Origin of the sequence: Leifsonia sp. McL0618 (assembly GCF_049994905.1) — a bacterium.
GTDB lineage: Bacteria > Actinomycetota > Actinomycetes > Actinomycetales > Microbacteriaceae > Diaminobutyricibacter.
In genome coordinates this window covers 238,117-254,758 of the sequence record NZ_CP188258.1, presented here as the reverse complement: position 1 = coordinate 254,758, position 16,642 = coordinate 238,117, and the positions used below count along the sequence as shown (strand labels likewise).

Sequence of the window (16,642 nt, the reverse complement as noted above, 5' to 3'; positions counted from 1 at the left end):
TCAGCGGTCGAGGCGCGCGCGCGCCCGCGCGACGCCGGCGACGGCTTCGATCAGGGATGCCGCCGTGCGCTCGTCGGCGATCAGGTCGACCCGCAGGCCGAAGTCGCGCGCATCCCGCGCGGTCTGCGGCCCGATCGCCGCCACCAGCGTCTGTTCCGGGATCGGCCCGAGCTGCAGCTGCACCTGTTCGGCAACCGACCCGCTCGTGACGAGGATCGCCTGCACCGCCCCCGCGGCCACGTCGGCCGCAACGTTCTCGGGGACCGGCACCCCGATCGTGCGATACGCGACCACCGATTCGACCGAGTGCCCGATGCGTCGCAGCCCTTCCGTGAGCAGCGGCTTGGCGATCTCGGATCGCAGGGTCAGGATGCGCAACGGAACGACGCCCTGCGTCGCGGCTTCCCATTCGGCGAGGAGGCCGCGTGCCGAGTTCTCTTCCGACGGCACGAGGTCGACACGGTATCCCGCTGCGGTCAGCGCGGCAGCCGTGGTTTCGCCGACGGCAGCGACCTTGGTCGTCGCCGGGACGACTGCCCGCTGCGCACTCAGCACGTCGACCGTTGTCGCGCTGGTGACCGTCATCCAGTCGAACCGGCCGGCCGCGAGCGAGGTGAGCGCAGCATCCAGTGCCGGCGCGTCCGCGGTCGGTGCGAAGTTGATCATTGCGGCGACGATCGGCGAAGCGCCTTTGGAGCGCAGGTCTGCTGCGACGGCGTCACCCCAGGGCCCTCCGCGCGGCACGAGCACACGCCACCCCGCAAGCGGCTTGCCGGCCGCAGACGCGGAGGACGACGCGGACGACGCGGAGGACGCCGACGCCGCGTTCACCGGGCGCCTCCGAGCGGGGCCAGGTCGGCTGCACCCGCTGCGAGGAGTTCTGCAACGACGCGCTGGGCCACGTCGCGCCCGGCAACCTCGAGGTCGCGCGCGTTCATTCCGTCGGGTGTCGCGGCGTGCGAGCTGGTGAGCTGTTCCGTGCCGTCGGGCCGGTAGACCGTTGCGGTGAGGAAGAACAGGCCGTCGTCGATCTGGGCGTGCGCGCCGATCGGGGCCGCGCATCCGGCTTCGAGTCCCGCGAGCACCTCGCGTTCGGCCAGGACCGCCGCGTGGGTGGTCACATGGTTGATGGTTGCGAGCGCCTTGGCGAGGGCGCCGGAACCGCGCTCGTCACCGGCGCGCACTTCGATCGCGAGCGCTCCCTGGCCGGGCGCGGTCGGCACATCCGAGAGCGTGAAGTATTCCGTGATCGCATCGTCGCGGGCGAGACGCTCCAGTCCGGCTGCCGCGAGCACGACCGCGTCCAGGTCGCCGTCGGCCACACGGCCGAGTCTCGTGTCGACGTTGCCGCGCAGATCCGTGATCTCGAGGTCGGGTCGACGCGCGAGCAGCTGCGCGACGCGGCGGGGTGAGCCGGTGCCGACGCGAGCACCTTCGGGGAGCAGGTCCAGCGTCATCCCGTCATCCGCGCACAGCGCGTCGCGTGCATCCGCCCGCCGCGGGACGGCGCCGATCACGAGTCCGGGATGCGCACCCGTCGGCAGGTCTTTCAGCGAATGGACGATCAGGTCGCATTCGGATGCGAGCAGCGAGTCCCGCAGGGCGCTCGCGAACACACCCGTTCCGCCGAGCGACGCAAGCGATTCACGTGACGTGTCGCCCTGGGTCGTCACCGTCACCAGCTCGACGTCCTGGCCGGTCGCCCGCGCGATGGCGTTCGCGACGACCGTCGTCTGTGCGACGGCGAGCGCACTCCCCCGCGTTCCGACGCGGAGGGTGCGGGCGGCGGATGCGGCGCTCACGGCGCGACCCCAGCGGCGGCCGGCCTGAACCCGAGTCTCGTGTTCTCGCAGCAGCCCGGGCGACACACGTCGTACCAGGGTCCGAGCGGCGTCACGGCCGGACGGTCCGCCACCGGGATGCCGTCCCTGCGCTCGAGCACGAGGTCGACGAGACCGGCGATGTAGGCGTGGTGGATGCCCGGGGTCGGCACGCGCACGGCCACGAGACCGTTGCGCTCCGACGTCTCCATCGCTTCGTTGTCGAGGTCCCACAGGACTTCCATGTGGTCGCTGACGAAGCCGATCGGCACGATGATCACGGCGCGGATCCCTGCCGCCGGAAGCTCGTCGATGGCGTCGTTGATGTCGGGCGCCAGCCACGGCATGCTCGGAGGTCCGCTGCGCGACTGGTAGACGAGACGCCATGGAACCTGGTCGGCGCCGGCCTCGTGCACGACGACTTCTGCGACTGCAAGATGCTGCGCGGCGTAGGCGCCGCCCTCACCGAACCCGCGGTCGGACGGGCCCGACTTCTCGGCGTCGACTGACGGGATGCTGTGTGTCGTGAACAGCAGTTCGACCTCGGTCGCCGCGTCGATGCCCGGCACACGCTCCTGCACCTCGTCGAGCGCCCGGCGCACGCCCTCCACGAAGGGAGTCACGAATCCGGGGTGATCGAAGAACTGGCGCACCTTGTCGATCTGGATCGTGCCCTCGAGCCCTGTCTCCTCGAGCGCGAGCGCGAAGTCTTCGCGGTACTGCCGGCAGCTCGAATACGAGGAGTACGCGCTGGTGGCGATCGCGAGCACTTTCCGGAAACCGCGCTCGTTCGCCTCCGTCAGCGCGTCGCGCAGGTACGGGTCCCAGTTGCGGTTGCCCCAGAGGACGGGAAGATCGATGGCCCGCGACGCGAGTTCGGCTTCGAGCGCCGCCTTCAGCTCGCGGTTCTGGTCGTTGATCGGGCTGACGCCACCGAAGTGGCGATAGTGATGCGCGACCTCTTCGAGGCGCTCCTCCGGGATGCCCCGCCCCCGGGTCACGTTGCGCAGGAAGGGAATCACGTCGTCCTGGCCTTCCGGCCCGCCGAAACCGGCCAGCAGGATGGCGTCGTAGGCGACCGGCTCAGTGACGTGCTCAGGGCCGGCTGCCGCAGCATCCGTCGCCCCGAGAACGCGCGTCAGCGCTTCCGTCACTGCAAGACCTCCACGAGTTCTGCGGCGGTCACTCGTCGCCCGGTGAAGAAAGGCACCTCTTCGCGCACGTGGCGGCGGGCATCGGTCTCGCGCAGGTCGCGCATGAGGTCGACGAGGTCGACGAGCTCGTCGGACTCGAGCGGCAGGATCCACTCGTAGTCGCCGAGGGCGAACGAGGCGACGGTGTTGGCGATGACCGAGCGGAATGCGGCGCCCTTGCGGCCGTGCTCTGCGAGCATCCGCCCCCGCTCTTCACCGGGAAGGAGGTACCACTCGTAGCTGCGCACGAAGGGGTAGACCGTGAGCCATTCCTTCGGCTCGACTCCGCGCAGGAACCCGGGGACGTGCGACTTGTTGAACTCGGCGTCGCGGTGCACGCCCATGGCGTTCCAGGTCGGGAGAAGCGCTTTCAGGAGGCGGGTGCGGCGCAGCTGACGGAGCCCCCACTGCAGCGCCGCCGCATCAGGTCCGTGAAGCCAGACCATGACGTCGGCGTCGGCACGCAGGCCGGACACGTCGTACAGCCCGCGCGTCACGACGCCCTCGAGTTCGATATCGGCGATGACGCCGTCGAGCTCCTGCACGGCGTGAGGCACATCGGTGCCGTCGAGGTCGTCGGGTCGGGCAGGGTCGCGACGCAGCACGGCCCACAGAGTGAATCCGCTCGGGCTGTCGACAGGGGTGTTCTCTCCGGCCTCGGAGGCAGCCAGGTTAGTCATACCCCACAGTCTCTCTCGCAATCGTGTCTGCGCCAAAAGCGCGGTAGACGCCCCGCTCTAGTTTCGAACAGCCCTGACGACGAGCCACACGGCACCTCCGACGAGTGCTGCTGCGCCGACGGCTGTGGCCACGAACGCCACGGGATTCTCGTCCCGGAGTTTCTGCGCCCGGCGCCCGGCGCGCTCGACCGCGAGTCTCGCCCGTTTCGGCACATTCAGCTTGTCTTCGATCGCGTCGAGCGTGGCGGTCAGTTCGGCGCGTGCCCTCTCGATGTCGCTGGGCGTCTCAGTCGTCATAGCGACCCATCCCCTTGATCGCCTCGATGTCTTCCTGCACGCTCGCAATCGTCTTCGCCGGGGCTGCGCCGCCCATCCTCTTCAGGGACTGCACACCGATGAGGGCCAGCAGGGCTGCGATGACCAGGAGGGCCCCGAACACGATCAGCGCCGACGCCCAACCGGGAAGCACAAGGGCGAGCCCGAGGATCGCCGCAGCGATCAGACAGCCGAGGGCGAAGAAGATCAGTCCGGCGGCGAACGCGAAGAGCCCTATGCCGACACCGGAATACCTCGCCTTCTCGGCCAGCTCCTGCTTGAGCTGGTCGAGCTCGGCCTTGACGAGCGCGACCAGCAGGCTGGGAAGGTCCTTGATCAGCTCGAACAGCGAACGCGAGGACTCCGCGCGGTCGTCGTCAGTCATTGCTCGTCACCGTCCTCCCGTGAAACACAGCTCACGCTCCGGCGTCGTCAGCCTCGTCGATCTCGTCTGACGCGCGTGCAGTGCGCTTCGCGCTCTTCGGCGGCTTGGCCGCCTTCGTGGACGCCGTGGATGCGCTGCCCGCTGCGGCTCTGGGTGGAGTCGTCGGCGCGCTGGTCGTCTCGTCGTCGGGTGGCGCGGCGATCGTCACGGATGACGTGGAGGTGCGTGCGGGCGGCCGGACAACGGTCGCGGGTGCGCTCGTCGCCTGCCGCACCGGTGTGCTGTAACTCACGCTCTGCCCCTGGGAGGCCTGCGCGCGGCCGACGACCCGGGTCGCGACCTTCTTCGCTCCAGCGAACAGTGCGCCGGGAAGCTCACTGAACTTCTCGGCGGCATAGTCTTCGACCGCGATCACCTGGTTCTGGATGCCGGGTGTCTCCCACACCCTGGCTGCTGCCGCCTTGATCTGCTCGTACCGTTTGCGGCCGGCACGTGCGCCGAGCACATAGCCCGCGGCTGCACCGGCAGCGAAGAGAAGCTTTCCCCGCATTGAACGCCCCGTTCGTCAGAGATTCTCGGTCAGTGCCTTCCAGCGTAGACCCCGAACGCGGTGGGCTGCCTCCTTTGCATCCGGAACGACGGATGCAAGCCCGGTGCCGGTCAGCCACGAGCCGGTCACTTCAAGACCGGTGACGGGGTCGACCGCGGAGCGGACCGCATCAATGCGCTCCCGCTCGCCCAGCGCTGCGTAAGGAAGGGCGTTGGTCCAGCTGATCCGGGCGAAGCCGGTCACCTCGGATTCCGAAAGTGGAATATTCAGGAGAGCGGATGCGTCCCTCACGGCGAGGGACCGCAGCTCCGCGTCGCTGAGGCCGAGAGTCTCGCTCGCCCGGCCGGCCCTCCCGTATGAGAGGCGCACCACGTGGCGGCCCCCGGCCTCCTCGGCGAGCCAGGACCACTTCGCGGTGGAGTGCGTCATCGCCTTCGCGGTGACACCCGATCCCGGCAGGTCGGCGACGAGTACGCCGGTGCCGCGTGGGGCGGCGTCGAGGGCCGGGTTGTCGAGCACGAGCGTGACGAGTTCGACGCTCGAGGCATCCGGCCACTCGAGCGAAGCGAGCGCACCGAGCTCGTCAGAGGCGCCGGAGAGCATGGCGAGGGATGCGGCAGCGGGCGCCGCCATCACGACGGCGTCGGCCGGGAGGGCCCGGCCGTCGGCCAGGCGGACGACCCAGCGCGGGTCCGGGACTGCGGGCGAGGGGGCAGCCGGTGCGCCGGGGGCGGCTGCGGCGCTCTCCGAGGCGGAACCCGCGGGGTCCCCACCGGAGTCGGCAGCGGCCTCCGGGACGGTGTCCGCGATGTCCATCCCGGCGACGAACGGCTCGACCGACGACGCCGCGGCGCCTGTGAGCACGCGACCGCCCCGGTCCGTGATCGCGGATTCGAGCGCCTGGGCGAGCATCCACATGCCGCCCTTCAGACCGCCGACGGCGCTGCCGGCCTTTGCATTGGCGCGCAACTCGCCGACGGCGCCCGAAAGCGACCCCTGCCGGGTCAAGGCCTCGTTCAGGCCGGGAGCGACGACGGCGATGTCGAGATCGTCGGGCTGGGCGGAGTAGACACCGGTGGCGACCGGCGCGACGAGCCTCTCGAGAACGCGGGAGCCCATCCGCTTGCGCACGAGTGCGCCGAGGCTGCTCTCCTTTCCGATGGTGAGCACCGGCATGATTCGATCGAGGTATGCGCGCCACGCGCCAGCCCAGCCGATCGCGCGAACCACGTCGGCCGCCAGAGGAGAACTAGGGATGCCGAGGAGTCCGGCCTTCGGCAGCGGAACGGTTCCCGACGGCAGGCGCACCCATGCACCTTCGGGGTTCGGCTGCACGACGCGGTCGGACAGACCCAGCTCGCCGATCAGCCCGGCGACGTGGCCGCCGCGGGTCGCGAAACTCTCGGCGCCCGTATCGACGGTGATGCCGTCGACGACCGCGCGGGCCACGGTCCCGCCGACGTGATCGGATGCTTCGACGACGGTCACGTCGAAGCCGGGCCGCGAGCACTCCCGGGCGACCACGAGACCAGCGATGCCGCCGCCCACGACGACCACACGCGTGGCAGGCGCATCGATGGCGTGCCGGAGGTCGTCGCGCTTCGCCTGGCCCGCTACGCCATCCGTCGCCGCGCCATCGCTCGCCGGATCAGAGCCCATGGACGAACTCCACCAGCCGGGTGAGCACAGTGGGGTCGGTCTCCGGCGGAACGCCGTGACCCAGGTTCAGCACGTGCGAGGGCGCGCTGGCTCCGCGGTCGAGCACGTCGAGAACGTGCGCCTCGAGCACCGGCCAGGGCGCATCGAGCAGCGCAGGGTCGATGTTGCCCTGCACCGGAACCACATGCCCGAGCCGGCGGCTCGCCTCATCGAGGGGCACCCGGTAGTCGACCCCGACGACGTCGGCGCCGATCTCGTGCATGGCCTTCAGCAGTTCGCCGGTCCCGACGCCGAAGTGCACGATCGGCACGTTGCGCGACGAAGGCAGGAGGGCGCCCTCCCTCTCGGTGGCATCGGTCGGCTGCACCTCGAAGGTGAGGTCGCGCACGTGAGACAGGGCCCGGGCGGATGCGGGTGCCACATGTGTGACGTAGTCCTGGAGGGAGAGCGCACCGGCCCACGAGTCGAAGAGCTGTGCGGCGCTGGCACCCGCGAGAACCTGGGTGCGCAGGAACGCCCCGGTGACATCGGCGGTCCAGTCCATCAGGCGCGCCCACGCGTCGGGGTCGGCGTGCATCAGCGTGCGAGCTCGGATGTGGTCCTTCGACGGGCCGCCCTCGACGAGATAGGCGGCCAGGGTGAACGGAGCGCCGGCGAACCCGATAAGGGGAGTGTCCCCGGCGCCGAGCGTGGCGAGCTCGGCCGTGGTACGCCCGACGGCCTCGATGATGGGGGCGAAAGCGGTGGCATCCAGGGAGGCCGGGTCGACGGCGGTCAGGGCGTCGACATCCGCCGCCGTGCGAACCGGGGCGCTGAGCACCGGACCGCGGCCGGGGACGATGTCGACATCCACACCGGCCAGCCGCAACGGGATGACGATGTCGCTGAAGAAGATGGCGGCGTCGACGCCGTGGCGGCGCACCGGCTGCAGTGTGATCTCGCTCGCAAGCGCAGGATCGAGGCACGCGTCGAGCATGCGGGTGCCGACGCGCAGCTCCCGGTACTCGGGCAGGGAGCGCCCTGCCTGACGCATGAACCACACCGGAGTGACCGGTTGCCGCAGTCCCTGGTAGGCGCCGATCAGCCGCGACGAGGCGGTACGGCCAGAGCTGAGCGGATGGGTCGGGGCAAGCGTATTCACTCTCCGATTCTGTCAAACCAATCTGAACACGCTGTGCGCAGGTCATCAACGGCCCTCTCGATTCGAGGATGACGCCGCGCAAGCGTAGGCTTCCCTCGTGCTTCTCTGCTTCACCTCGAGCCACCGCACCGCCGGTTTCGACCTCCTCGACCGGCTGGAGCGGCATGCGGCCGCAGTCACCGCGGCCCTCTCGGAGAACACCGAACTCTTCAACGGCACCATCGTGCTCGCCACCTGCAACCGCTTCGAGGCCTACCTCGACGTGGACCAGTCGCGGGCCGGCGCTGAGTCGGCGGCAGCAGAAACGGTGATCCAGGCCGTCAGCGCAGCGTCGGGTGTGGATGCCGGCGAGCTCCGCGCATCCAGTGAAGTCATCAGTGACCAGGGCGTCGCCGAGCACCTCTTCGCCGTCTCCAGCGGACTCGAGTCCGTGGTGGTCGGGGAAGGCGAGATCGCGGGCCAGGTGCGGCGCGCGCTCGAGGCGGCCCGGGCATCCGGAACCGTCAGCAGCGCACTGGAGCGACTCTTCCAGGTCGCTTCGCGCACCTCGCGTGGCGTGAAGAACCGCACCGGCATCACGAGCGCCGGACGGTCCATCGTGCGCCTCGCACTCGACCTCGCCGAAAGCCGCATCACGGACTGGGCTGCGACGCGTGTGCTCCTCGTCGGCACGGGAGCGTACGCCGGCGCCAGCCTCGCCGCGCTGCGCGAGCGGGGAGTGAGCGATGTGCACGTGTATTCGCCGTCGGGTCGCGCGCAGAAATTCGCTGTCGCCCACGCCGCGGGTGCCGTGCCGGCCGATGGGCTGGTCGAGGCGATCGCCGCCGCCGACCTCATCGTCACCTGCAGTGTCGCGCCCGACGTCATCCTCGGCGTACCCGAGCTTTCGGCGGCTTCCGCGACGCCCGACGCGCTCGCGCGCCGACTCGTCATCGACCTCGGGCTGCCGCGCAACGTCGACCCCGCCGTCGCCCACCTCGAAGGCATCGAACTGCTCGACCTCGAGACCATCAGCAAGCACGCACCGCTCGAAGAGCTCAACGCCACCGAAGAAGCACGCACGATCGTCGGCGACGCCGCCGCCGAATTCGCGGCACGAGCCGCTGAGCAGTCCGTCACACCGGCGCTCGTCGCGCTGCGCAAACACGTGTTCGCTGTGCTGGATGCTGAAATCGCCCGGGCGCGCGGCCGTGGCGACTCCAGCGAAGAGACCGAAGCCGCGCTCCGCCACCTGGCGAGCGTGCTTCTGCACACGCCGTCCGTTCGCGCTCGCGAGCTCGCCCGCGGCGGGGACGCTGACGCCTTCACCGAGGCCGCCAAGACGCTCTTTGGCCTCGACGTCGTCTCCGGCGAGAGCGACCTGGGCCGCCCGACCGCAGTGCCCGGGCCGGGCGAATCGGCCGAGCCGGCAGCATCCTGACCTAAGCCCTTCCCGACAACGCAACCTGGAGGACAAGTGAGCGACGGAGCACACTCGACCGAGACCGAGACCGAGACGGCGGCGGCGACCGGGACGGAGACCGACACCGAGACGGAGACCGAGCCTGGGACGGAGACCGACACCGGCCGCGCTGCGGCGATCGCGTCGGCCGATGCCGAAGACGCGCACGGCCTGACCGGCTTGCCGTACGACGCGGTCGACATCCGCACGGAGCGCCTGCTGCTGCGCCCGCTCACGAAGAACGACCTCGACGATGTGCACGCCTACCAGAAGCGCAAAGACGTCGTGCGGTATCTGATGTGGGAGGTGCACGACCACGAAGAGTCCGCCAAGCACCTCGAGAAGCGCATCGCGATGACCGAACTCGCCGAAGACGGCGACGGGCTCATCTACGCTGTCGAACTGCCCGACCCGGCAGGCGGCCACGGACGCGTCATCGGCGACATGAGCATCTTCCTGAAGAGCGCTGCACACGCCCAGGTCGAGGTCGGGTGGGTGTTCCACCCGGCGGTGCACGGGCGAGGGTATGCGACCGAGGCGGCCGAGGCCGTACTCGCGGTCTGCTTCGGGACGATGGGCGCACATCGCGTCTTCGCGCAACTCGACCCGCGCAACGAGGCGTCGGCGCGACTGTGCGAACGTCTCGGGATGCGCAAGGAAGCACACCTGCGCCAGAACGAGATCTTCAAGGGCGAGTGGGGCGACATGGTCATCTACGGGCTCCTCGACACGGAGTACGCGGAAACCCACTCCGCCTGAGGGGCGGTTTCCCCGCCGGGGTGCGACTCCGTCGGCGAGCGAGCTCCAGCCGTCGCCTGGTCCGCCACCCGCGCCCGCGGTGGGCACCCGGGGCCCTCACGGGCGCCACGTCGCGATGCGCGTCGATGACATGACAGTAGTTGTCGCCCGCGGCGCATCCGGGGCGACAACTGCTGTCAACTCGCCGCCTCAGCGGGCTGGGCGGGGCGTGGCGAGCGGGGCGCGCGGCGGCCTACGCGCCGAGCAGGCGCTCGGCGAGGTACCCGCGCAGTTCGGCCAGCGGGATGCGGTCCTGCGCCATCGTGTCGCGGTCGCGCACCGTGACGGCGTGGTCCTCGAGCGAGTCGAAGTCGACGGTCACGCAGAAGGGCGTGCCGATCTCGTCCTGGCGACGGTAGCGACGGCCGATCGCACCGGCGTCGTCGAAGTCGACGTTCCAGTACTTGCGGAGGTCTGCGGCGAGCTCCCGCGCCACCGGCGACAGCGCCTCGTTGCGGCTGAGCGGCAGGATCGCCACCTTCACCGGCGCCAGGCGCGGGTCGAGGCGCAGCACCGTGCGCTTGTCGACGCCGCCTTTCGCGTTGGGCACTTCTTCTTCGTGGTACGCGTCGACGAGGAACGCCATCAGCGAGCGGGTGAGACCGGCCGCAGGCTCGATGACGTAGGGAATCCACCGCTCGTTCTTCGTCTGGTCGAAGAAGCTGAGATCTTTGCCGGACGCTTTCGAATGCGTCGACAGGTCGAAGTCGGTGCGGTTGGCCACACCTTCGAGCTCGCCGAACTCGCTGCCCGTGAAGCCGAACCGGTACTCGATGTCGACGGTGCGCTTCGAATAGTGGGACAGCTTGTCTTTGGGGTGCTCGTAGAGTCGCAGGTTCTCGGGGTCGATTCCGAGGCCGACGTACCAGTTCCAGCGGTGGTCGATCCAGTACTGGTGCCACTCTTCGTCTGTGCCCGGCTCGACGAAGAACTCCATCTCCATCTGCTCGAACTCGCGGGTACGAAAGATGAAGTTGCCGGGCGTGATCTCGTTGCGAAAGCTCTTGCCGATCTGGCCGATACCGAACGGTGGCTTCTGGCGGCTCGCCTGCAGAACGTTCGCGAAGTTGACGAAGATGCCCTGTGCGGTCTCCGGGCGCAGGTAGTGCAGCCCCGACTCGTCGTCGACCGGGCCGAGGAAGGTCTTCAGCAGGCCGCTGAACGCGCGCGGCTCCGTCCACGTGTGGCGGTTGCCGCAGTTCGGGCACGGGATGTCGTCGAGCCCGTTCTCGGGCGCGCGACCTTTCTTCTCTTCGAACTCCTCGACGAGGTGGTCGGCACGGAAACGCTTGTGGCAGTGCTGGCACTCGACCAGCGGGTCGGTGAACACCTCGACGTGGCCGGACGCCTCCCACACCTGCTTGGGCAGGATCACGCTGGAGTCGAGACCCACCACATCGTCGCGGCTCTGCACCATGTACCGCCACCACTGGCGTTTGATGTTCTCTTTGAGCTCCACGCCGAGAGGCCCGTAGTCCCATGCCGACCGCGATCCGCCGTAGATCTCCCCGGCCTGGAAGACGAAGCCGCGGTGACGGGCGAGGGCGATGACGGAATCAAGACGGGTGGGTGCTGCCACGGTGGCTCCAATGGTGCGTGAGGGTTGGTGCGCAATATTCGGCGGCCTGGCCGACGAAACGCTCAACCCAGTTTACGGGTTCACGGCCTGCCGCTCTGGCGTACCGTTGGGGCATGGGGGCAGACACCGTACGCACGGCGATGATCATCGGGGGAACGGGCCAGCTCGGGGCGGCCGCCGCGCGCAGGCTCGCCGTCGACGGCTGGTCGGTGCTCGTGGCCCATCGGGGCAGCCACTCCGGGGACACCTCGCTCACCGACCTGGATGTCACGACCATCCGCCTCGACCGCGAAGACACCGTCAGCCTGCTCGCCCGGGCAAGGGGCCACGACCTCGTGCTCGACACGGTCGCCTACGACGAACACCATGCCGACCAGCTCACGCAGCTGGCGGGTCACGTCGGGTCCCTGGTCGTCATCTCGACCGGTTCGGTCTATGTCGGGGCCAACGGCAGCTATCTGGATGTCGTGACAGGCCCCGACGACTTCCCCGACTTCCCGATCCCTCTGCGTGAGACCGACCCGATCGTCGACAACGCGGAGCGCACATACTCGCCGCTCAAGGCCGCCATGGAGCGACGGCTTCTCGAAGCAGACGACCTTCCGGTGAGCATCCTGCGGCCGGGCGCCATCCACGGACCGTTCAGTCCTGCCCTGCGCGAGTGGTATTTCGTCAAGCGCGCGCTCGACAGGCGGCGCAGGATCGTGCTCTCCGACGGCGGCCGCAACCGGTTCAGCACCTCGTCGACGGTCAATGTCGCCGAGCTCATCTCCCTCTGCGCCGAGACTCCCGGCCGTCGCGTTCTGAACGCGGTCGACCGCGACAACCTGAGCGTCGCGGAGATCGCGCACGTGATCTTCGAGACCATGGGCCGCGAGGTCGAGATCGTCACCTATCCCGGGCCGGCGGTCGGCAATCTCGGCTCGACGCCGTGGTCGGTCGGGCATCCGCTGGTCATGAGCATGGATGCCGCGAGCGTCGAGCTCGGCTACAGCCAGCCGGTGAGCTACGCGGATGCGGTGGCCGAGGACATCGACTGGGTCACCAGGGAGGTCGCGGCCGCTGAGCGGCGCGAGGAGAGCTGGCAGGATGTGTTCCCCACCATGGTCACGCGCTCCAAGGCAGACGGATGGTTCGACTACGCCGCCGAGGACGAGTACTTCGCCGGCCGCGGCGGCACCCGCTCCTGACTCTCAGTGCACGTATTCGAGCAGGTCGAGGCCGACCGTGCGCATGCCCTCGAGCACGGCGAGGCGGGATGCGAGGGTCGCGTCGTCGAAATACATCGAGACCGCGTAGGTGATGCCCGCACGCGGCCCCCGCAGCACGCCGACCTCGCTGCGCACGCCCGCATCCGTCCCCGTCTTGTTCACGAGCAGAGTGCGGTGTTCCACCGCGCGGTGCGACAGGGGATCGAGGCCGAACGCGCTGGCGACCATCGAGAAGTCGCTGTTCAGGGAGAGCCAGGCGATGACCCGCTGGCTGGTGACCGAGTTGACGATCTCGCCGCGCGCGAGGGCGGAGAACAGCCAGGTCAGTTCGTTGGCGCTGCCGACGGAGAGCTGCGGGGCGTCATCCGGACCGCGGTGGTCGCGCACCAGGTCGAGCAGGGCAGTACGGGTGAGCCCGAGCGACTCGGTGCGGGCGCTGACCGCGTCGAGTCCGATGTGGCGCAGCAGTACGTTCGTGGCCAGGTTGTCGCTGGTCGCGCCGACGATGGCCGCGAGGTCGGCAACGGGAAGCGACGGTGCGAGCAGGTGCTGCCAGATACCGGAGTCGCCCACGGCATCCTCGAGGGAGCGGTCGAGAAGCGCGAGCGGGTTGAGGTGCCCGTCCTGGATGCGCGCCGCGACTTCCACGAGCAGGAGCACCTTGCCGATGCTCGCCGTCGGCATGACGACATGGTCGTCGACAGAGAAGAGGACCGCACCCGTTGCGAGGTCCGTCGCCCGCGCGGACACCTGCACGCCGTTCAGCGCGAGTTGGCCGAGGGCGGCGAAGCCACGGCTGAAACTCTGCGACGCTTCCGCGCCGCGGTGCCGACCGCGCCTGATCGCGCTGTGTCGGCTGCGGCGTTCGGACTCCTGGGTGGGGATCGTCACGACGGGGGGCATTCCTTCTCAATCCTTGTCTGGTTGAGGTCCCCCGGCCTCATCCCAGTGTTCCATTAGATCACCAGATGGACACGCGTTCTGACGGGTCCAGCCAGAGAGCATCTCCCTCGGCTACATCGAACGTGTCATAGAACTCGGTGATGTTCCTGACGATCTGGTTGCAGCGGAATTCGTTCGGCGAATGAGGGTCGATGGCGAGCAGGCGGATGACCTCCTCGTCGCGGCCCTTCTCCTGCCAGGCCTGCGCCCAGGAGAGGAAGAACCGCTCGGCGCCGCTGAGACCGTCGATGACCGGGGGCTCCTGGCCGTCGAGGGAGATCAGGTAGGCCTTCCAGGCGATCGCGAGACCGCCCAGGTCACCGATGTTCTCACCGATGGTGAGAGCGCCGTTGACGTGCTGGTCGGGCACCTGGGCCGGGGCGAGCGCGTTGTACTGCTCGATGAGCGACGCCGTGCGCTTCTCGAAAGCTGCACGGTCTGCGCTGGTCCACCAGTCGGTGAGGCGGCCGTCGCCGTCGTATTTCGAACCCTGGTCGTCGAAGCCGTGGCCGATCTCGTGGCCGATGACCGCGCCGATCGCGCCGTAGTTGGCGGCGTCATCCCGCGCTGCATCGAAGAACGGGTACTGCAGGATGGCCGCAGGAAAGACGATCTCGTTGAAACCGGGGTTGTAGTACGCGTTGATCGTCTGCGGCGTCATGAACCACTCGTCGCGGTCGAGAGGCTTGCCGATCTTGCCGAGTTCGCGGTTGAACTCGAACAGGCTGGTGGCACGCACGTTACCGAGCAGGTCGGCCGGGTCGATGACGAGGCTCGAGTAGTCGCGCCATTTCACCGGGAAGCCGATCTTGGGGGTGAACTTCGCGAGCTTGTCGAGGGCGCGGTTGCGGGTGTCCTCACCCATCCATTCGAGGGTGCGGATGCTCTGCCGGTACGCCTCGATCAGGTTGGCGACCAGCACATCCATGCTCTCCTTAGCCACCGGCGGGAAGTGCTTTTCGACGTAGATGCGGCCGACTGCCTCGCCCAACGCGCCCTCGACGAGCGAGACGGCGCGCTTCCAGCGGTCGCGTATCTGCGGCGTGCCGGTGAGGGTGCGCCCGTAGAAGTCGAAGTTCTCCTCGACGAAGGCACCGCTCAGGTAGGGCGCAGCGCCGTGGATGACCTGCCAGGCCAGCCAGTCTTTCCAGCTCTCGAGGCGGTCGTCGGTGAGAAGCGAGGAGACACCGCTGGTGAAGCTGGGCTGGCGCAGGACCACTTCGTCGAGCGCACCGGCGGGCGCTCCGAGGGCTTTCTCCCAGTCATCGAGCGAAGCAGCAGCCGCGACACTGCTCCCGATGTCGCCGCCGGCAAAGAGCGCCGTGGCGTCCGCCCACGTGAACAGGTTGTACGTCTTCTCGCTGTCGCGCGATGCGACGTTGTCCCAGTGGTGCGATGCGATCGCAGTCTCGAGGTCGAAGACGCGCTGCGCACGCTCCGGGGCGTCATCGAGGTCGGCGAGTTCGAACATCCGCTGCAGGTGGGCGACGTAGGCCTCACGAACCGAGGCGAACTTCGCTTCGCGGTAGTAGCTCTCGTCGGGCAGCGAGATTCCGCCCTGCTCGGCGAACACGAGATAGCGCTCGGGGTTGCCGGGGTCGTTGTCGACGAAGAGCTGGTAGAAGCCGCTGAGGCCGTGACGCTCGAGTTTCCCGATGGTGGCGAGGAGCTCCGCGATGCTGCTCACGTCGTCGGCGAGCGCGAGCTGGGATGCGATCGGGTTGGCGCCCAGGTTCTCGATGCGCTCCTCATCCATGAAGCTCGCGTACACATCGCCGAACTTGCGTTCCTCGGTGCCCTCTGGCGCGTCCGTCGCGCCTTCGATGATCTCGCGCACGGCCGCCTCGGCTTCTTCGCGCAGGATCAGGAACGAGCCGTACCGGGCCTTGTCGGCCGGGATCTCGGTCGTGGCCAGCCACTTTCCGTTGACATGCCGGAACAGGTCGTCTTGGGGGCGGATGTCGGGGTCGAGTTCGTCGAGCTTGATACCGGATGCAGGCGCCGCGTCAGTCATTCGACCAGCCTAGGACGTGTCGGCGACATTCGTGTCGGATGCGAAATGCAGGCATTTCTCCCGGCGGACCGCTTGACCCGGGTCCGCCCGCGCCGCGCCGAAATGATGGCGCTTCAGGCGATCGGGCGCTTGACTAGAGGTGACCGATCGTTCACCGATCCACAAGGAGCATCGCATGTCTTCGCAGCAGCCTCCGTACCAGCCTCCTGAACAGCCGCCCGCCCAGCCACCGGCCGGCGGTCCCCCGTCGGCTCCGCCGCCCCCGCCGCCACCGCCCCAGCAGCCGATGGGCCAGCCGTATCAGCAGCCAGGCGCTCCCGTCCCCGATTGGGCTCCCTATTACGGCGCCTCGTTCGGTGTCGCGTTCTCCCGGTTCTTCCGCAAGTACGCCGACTTCACCGGTCGTGCCAGCCGCAGCGAGTTGTGGTGGTGGGTGCTCGCGTGGGTTGCGATCGAAGCCGTGATCAACATCATCGGGAACGCGACCGGCCAGATGGGTCTGGCCATGTACCGCAACGGCGGGTTCCACCCGACGCCGGGATACTGGTTCTTCTCCGCTCTGAGCGGGCTGGTCTGGCTGGCGACGATCGTGCCGTGGCTTGCGATCACGTGGCGACGTCTGCATGACGCGAACCTGGCCGGGCCGTTCTTCTTCCTGTCCTTGATTCCGTTCGCCGGGATCATCATCCTTCTGGTGCTCCTCGCCCTGCCGTCGAACCCGCAGGGCGCACGGTTCGACCGGCCGCGGCCTGTCGCCGGTCCGCCGGCTGCCTACCCGCCCGCGCCGCCGGCCTACCCTCCGGCACCGCCCGCGGCCTGACCGCACGAGTGTGACTGTTCCGGCCGAGGGTGCCCGCTTTGCGAGGCACGCTCGGCCGGAACGGTCACGTTCGGCGGATGCGCGCCGCCGCGCT

General features: G+C 68.9%; 16 protein-coding genes. 4 read left to right on the top strand and 12 right to left on the bottom strand.

The genetic code is table 11. The features are described 5' to 3' along the window. The 9 genes from ACPPVQ_RS01235 to hemE are packed head-to-tail and all read right to left on the bottom strand — an operon-like array spanning window position 1 to window position 7,743. Window positions 1-831: a uroporphyrinogen-III synthase gene (locus ACPPVQ_RS01235; RefSeq protein WP_426517807.1), complete on the bottom strand. Its 831-nt coding sequence runs from the start codon at window positions 829-831 to the stop codon at window positions 1-3. Then, the gene (gene hemC / locus ACPPVQ_RS01230) at window positions 828-1,802 is read right to left on the bottom strand and encodes a hydroxymethylbilane synthase (protein WP_426517805.1); all 975 of its coding nucleotides are present in this window, start codon (window positions 1,800-1,802) and stop codon (window positions 828-830) included. Before hemC ends, ACPPVQ_RS01235 begins: the two co-directional genes overlap by 4 nt. After that, window positions 1,799-2,974 carry a ferrochelatase gene (locus tag ACPPVQ_RS01225; RefSeq protein WP_426517803.1) on the bottom strand — a complete coding sequence of 392 codons (1,176 nt, stop codon included), beginning with the start codon at window positions 2,972-2,974 and terminating at the stop codon, window positions 1,799-1,801. Before ACPPVQ_RS01225 ends, hemC begins: the two co-directional genes overlap by 4 nt. Continuing rightward, a complete protein-coding gene (gene hemQ / locus ACPPVQ_RS01220) occupies window positions 2,971-3,693 on the bottom strand; it encodes a hydrogen peroxide-dependent heme synthase (RefSeq protein WP_426517801.1) in 723 nt (240 codons plus the stop codon). The genes ACPPVQ_RS01225 and hemQ overlap by 4 nt, the downstream gene beginning before the upstream one ends. A 57-nt stretch (window positions 3,694-3,750) precedes the next feature. After that, window positions 3,751-3,990 (bottom strand): DUF3618 domain-containing protein, encoded by a 240-nt coding sequence (locus ACPPVQ_RS01215; protein WP_426517799.1) that lies wholly within the window; start codon window positions 3,988-3,990, stop codon window positions 3,751-3,753. Continuing rightward, window positions 3,980-4,393 (bottom strand): phage holin family protein, encoded by a 414-nt coding sequence (locus tag ACPPVQ_RS01210; RefSeq protein ID WP_426517797.1) that lies wholly within the window; start codon window positions 4,391-4,393, stop codon window positions 3,980-3,982. The genes ACPPVQ_RS01215 and ACPPVQ_RS01210 overlap by 11 nt, the downstream gene beginning before the upstream one ends. 31 nt (window positions 4,394-4,424) lie before the next feature. Further along, the gene (locus ACPPVQ_RS01205; protein WP_426517795.1) at window positions 4,425-4,943 is read right to left on the bottom strand and encodes a hypothetical protein; all 519 of its coding nucleotides are present in this window, start codon (window positions 4,941-4,943) and stop codon (window positions 4,425-4,427) included. 15 nt (window positions 4,944-4,958) lie between these two features. Continuing rightward, window positions 4,959-6,602 carry a protoporphyrinogen/coproporphyrinogen oxidase gene (locus ACPPVQ_RS01200; protein WP_426517793.1) on the bottom strand — a complete coding sequence of 548 codons (1,644 nt, stop codon included), beginning with the start codon at window positions 6,600-6,602 and terminating at the stop codon, window positions 4,959-4,961. Beyond that, window positions 6,592-7,743, bottom strand: a complete 1,152-nt coding sequence (gene hemE, locus ACPPVQ_RS01195; RefSeq protein WP_426517791.1) for a uroporphyrinogen decarboxylase — start codon at window positions 7,741-7,743, stop codon at window positions 6,592-6,594. The genes ACPPVQ_RS01200 and hemE overlap by 11 nt, the downstream gene beginning before the upstream one ends. Before the next feature lie 97 nt (window positions 7,744-7,840). On the opposite strand from hemE, the gene ACPPVQ_RS01190 reads away from it, so the two are divergent. Further along, window positions 7,841-9,163, top strand: coding sequence for a glutamyl-tRNA reductase (locus ACPPVQ_RS01190; protein ID WP_426517789.1), 1,323 nt, complete (start codon window positions 7,841-7,843; stop codon window positions 9,161-9,163). Window positions 9,164-9,199: 36 nt separating this feature from the next. Further along, window positions 9,200-9,943: a GNAT family N-acetyltransferase gene (locus ACPPVQ_RS01185; RefSeq protein ID WP_426517787.1), complete on the top strand. Its 744-nt coding sequence runs from the start codon at window positions 9,200-9,202 to the stop codon at window positions 9,941-9,943. 232 nt (window positions 9,944-10,175) lie between these two features. On the opposite strand, the gene ACPPVQ_RS01180 is transcribed toward ACPPVQ_RS01185, so the two are convergent. Then, entirely contained in the window at window positions 10,176-11,561 is a 1,386-nt protein-coding gene (locus ACPPVQ_RS01180; RefSeq protein WP_426517785.1) for a glycine--tRNA ligase, read from the bottom strand. A gap of 113 nt (window positions 11,562-11,674) precedes the next feature. Here ACPPVQ_RS01180 and ACPPVQ_RS01175 point away from each other — a divergent pair, with 113 nt between their 5' ends. Beyond that, window positions 11,675-12,751 (top strand): NAD-dependent epimerase/dehydratase family protein, encoded by a 1,077-nt coding sequence (locus ACPPVQ_RS01175; RefSeq protein WP_426517783.1) that lies wholly within the window; start codon window positions 11,675-11,677, stop codon window positions 12,749-12,751. 3 nt (window positions 12,752-12,754) lie between these two features. Here ACPPVQ_RS01175 and ACPPVQ_RS01170 read toward each other — a convergent pair whose 3' ends face one another. Both ACPPVQ_RS01170 and ACPPVQ_RS01165 read right to left on the bottom strand, forming a co-directional pair. Then, on the bottom strand, window positions 12,755-13,663 hold the full coding sequence (locus ACPPVQ_RS01170) for a serine hydrolase (RefSeq protein ID WP_426517781.1): 909 nt from the start codon (window positions 13,661-13,663) through the stop codon (window positions 12,755-12,757). Window positions 13,664-13,733: 70 nt separating this feature from the next. Beyond that, window positions 13,734-15,728: a M13 family metallopeptidase gene (locus tag ACPPVQ_RS01165; protein ID WP_426517779.1), complete on the bottom strand. Its 1,995-nt coding sequence runs from the start codon at window positions 15,726-15,728 to the stop codon at window positions 13,734-13,736. Window positions 15,729-15,903: 175 nt separating this feature from the next. Here ACPPVQ_RS01165 and ACPPVQ_RS01160 point away from each other — a divergent pair, with 175 nt between their 5' ends. Next, window positions 15,904-16,548 carry a DUF805 domain-containing protein gene (locus ACPPVQ_RS01160; RefSeq protein ID WP_426517777.1) on the top strand — a complete coding sequence of 215 codons (645 nt, stop codon included), beginning with the start codon at window positions 15,904-15,906 and terminating at the stop codon, window positions 16,546-16,548. The last annotated feature ends 94 nt before the right edge of the window (window positions 16,549-16,642 follow it).

Coding starts and splice junctions, on each gene's coding strand:
- hemQ (WP_426517801.1), bottom strand. CDS start 3,693: ATGACTAACCTGGCTGCCTCCGAGGCCGGAGAGAACACCCCTGTCGAC.
- ACPPVQ_RS01215 (WP_426517799.1), bottom strand. CDS start 3,990: ATGACGACTGAGACGCCCAGCGACATCGAGAGGGCACGCGCCGAACTG.
- ACPPVQ_RS01210 (WP_426517797.1), bottom strand. CDS start 4,393: ATGACTGACGACGACCGCGCGGAGTCCTCGCGTTCGCTGTTCGAGCTG.
- ACPPVQ_RS01205 (WP_426517795.1), bottom strand. CDS start 4,943: ATGCGGGGAAAGCTTCTCTTCGCTGCCGGTGCAGCCGCGGGCTATGTG.
- ACPPVQ_RS01200 (WP_426517793.1), bottom strand. CDS start 6,602: ATGGGCTCTGATCCGGCGAGCGATGGCGCGGCGACGGATGGCGTAGCG.
- ACPPVQ_RS01175 (WP_426517783.1), top strand. CDS start 11,675: ATGGGGGCAGACACCGTACGCACGGCGATGATCATCGGGGGAACGGGC.
- ACPPVQ_RS01165 (WP_426517779.1), bottom strand. CDS start 15,728: ATGACTGACGCGGCGCCTGCATCCGGTATCAAGCTCGACGAACTCGAC.
- ACPPVQ_RS01160 (WP_426517777.1), top strand. CDS start 15,904: ATGTCTTCGCAGCAGCCTCCGTACCAGCCTCCTGAACAGCCGCCCGCC.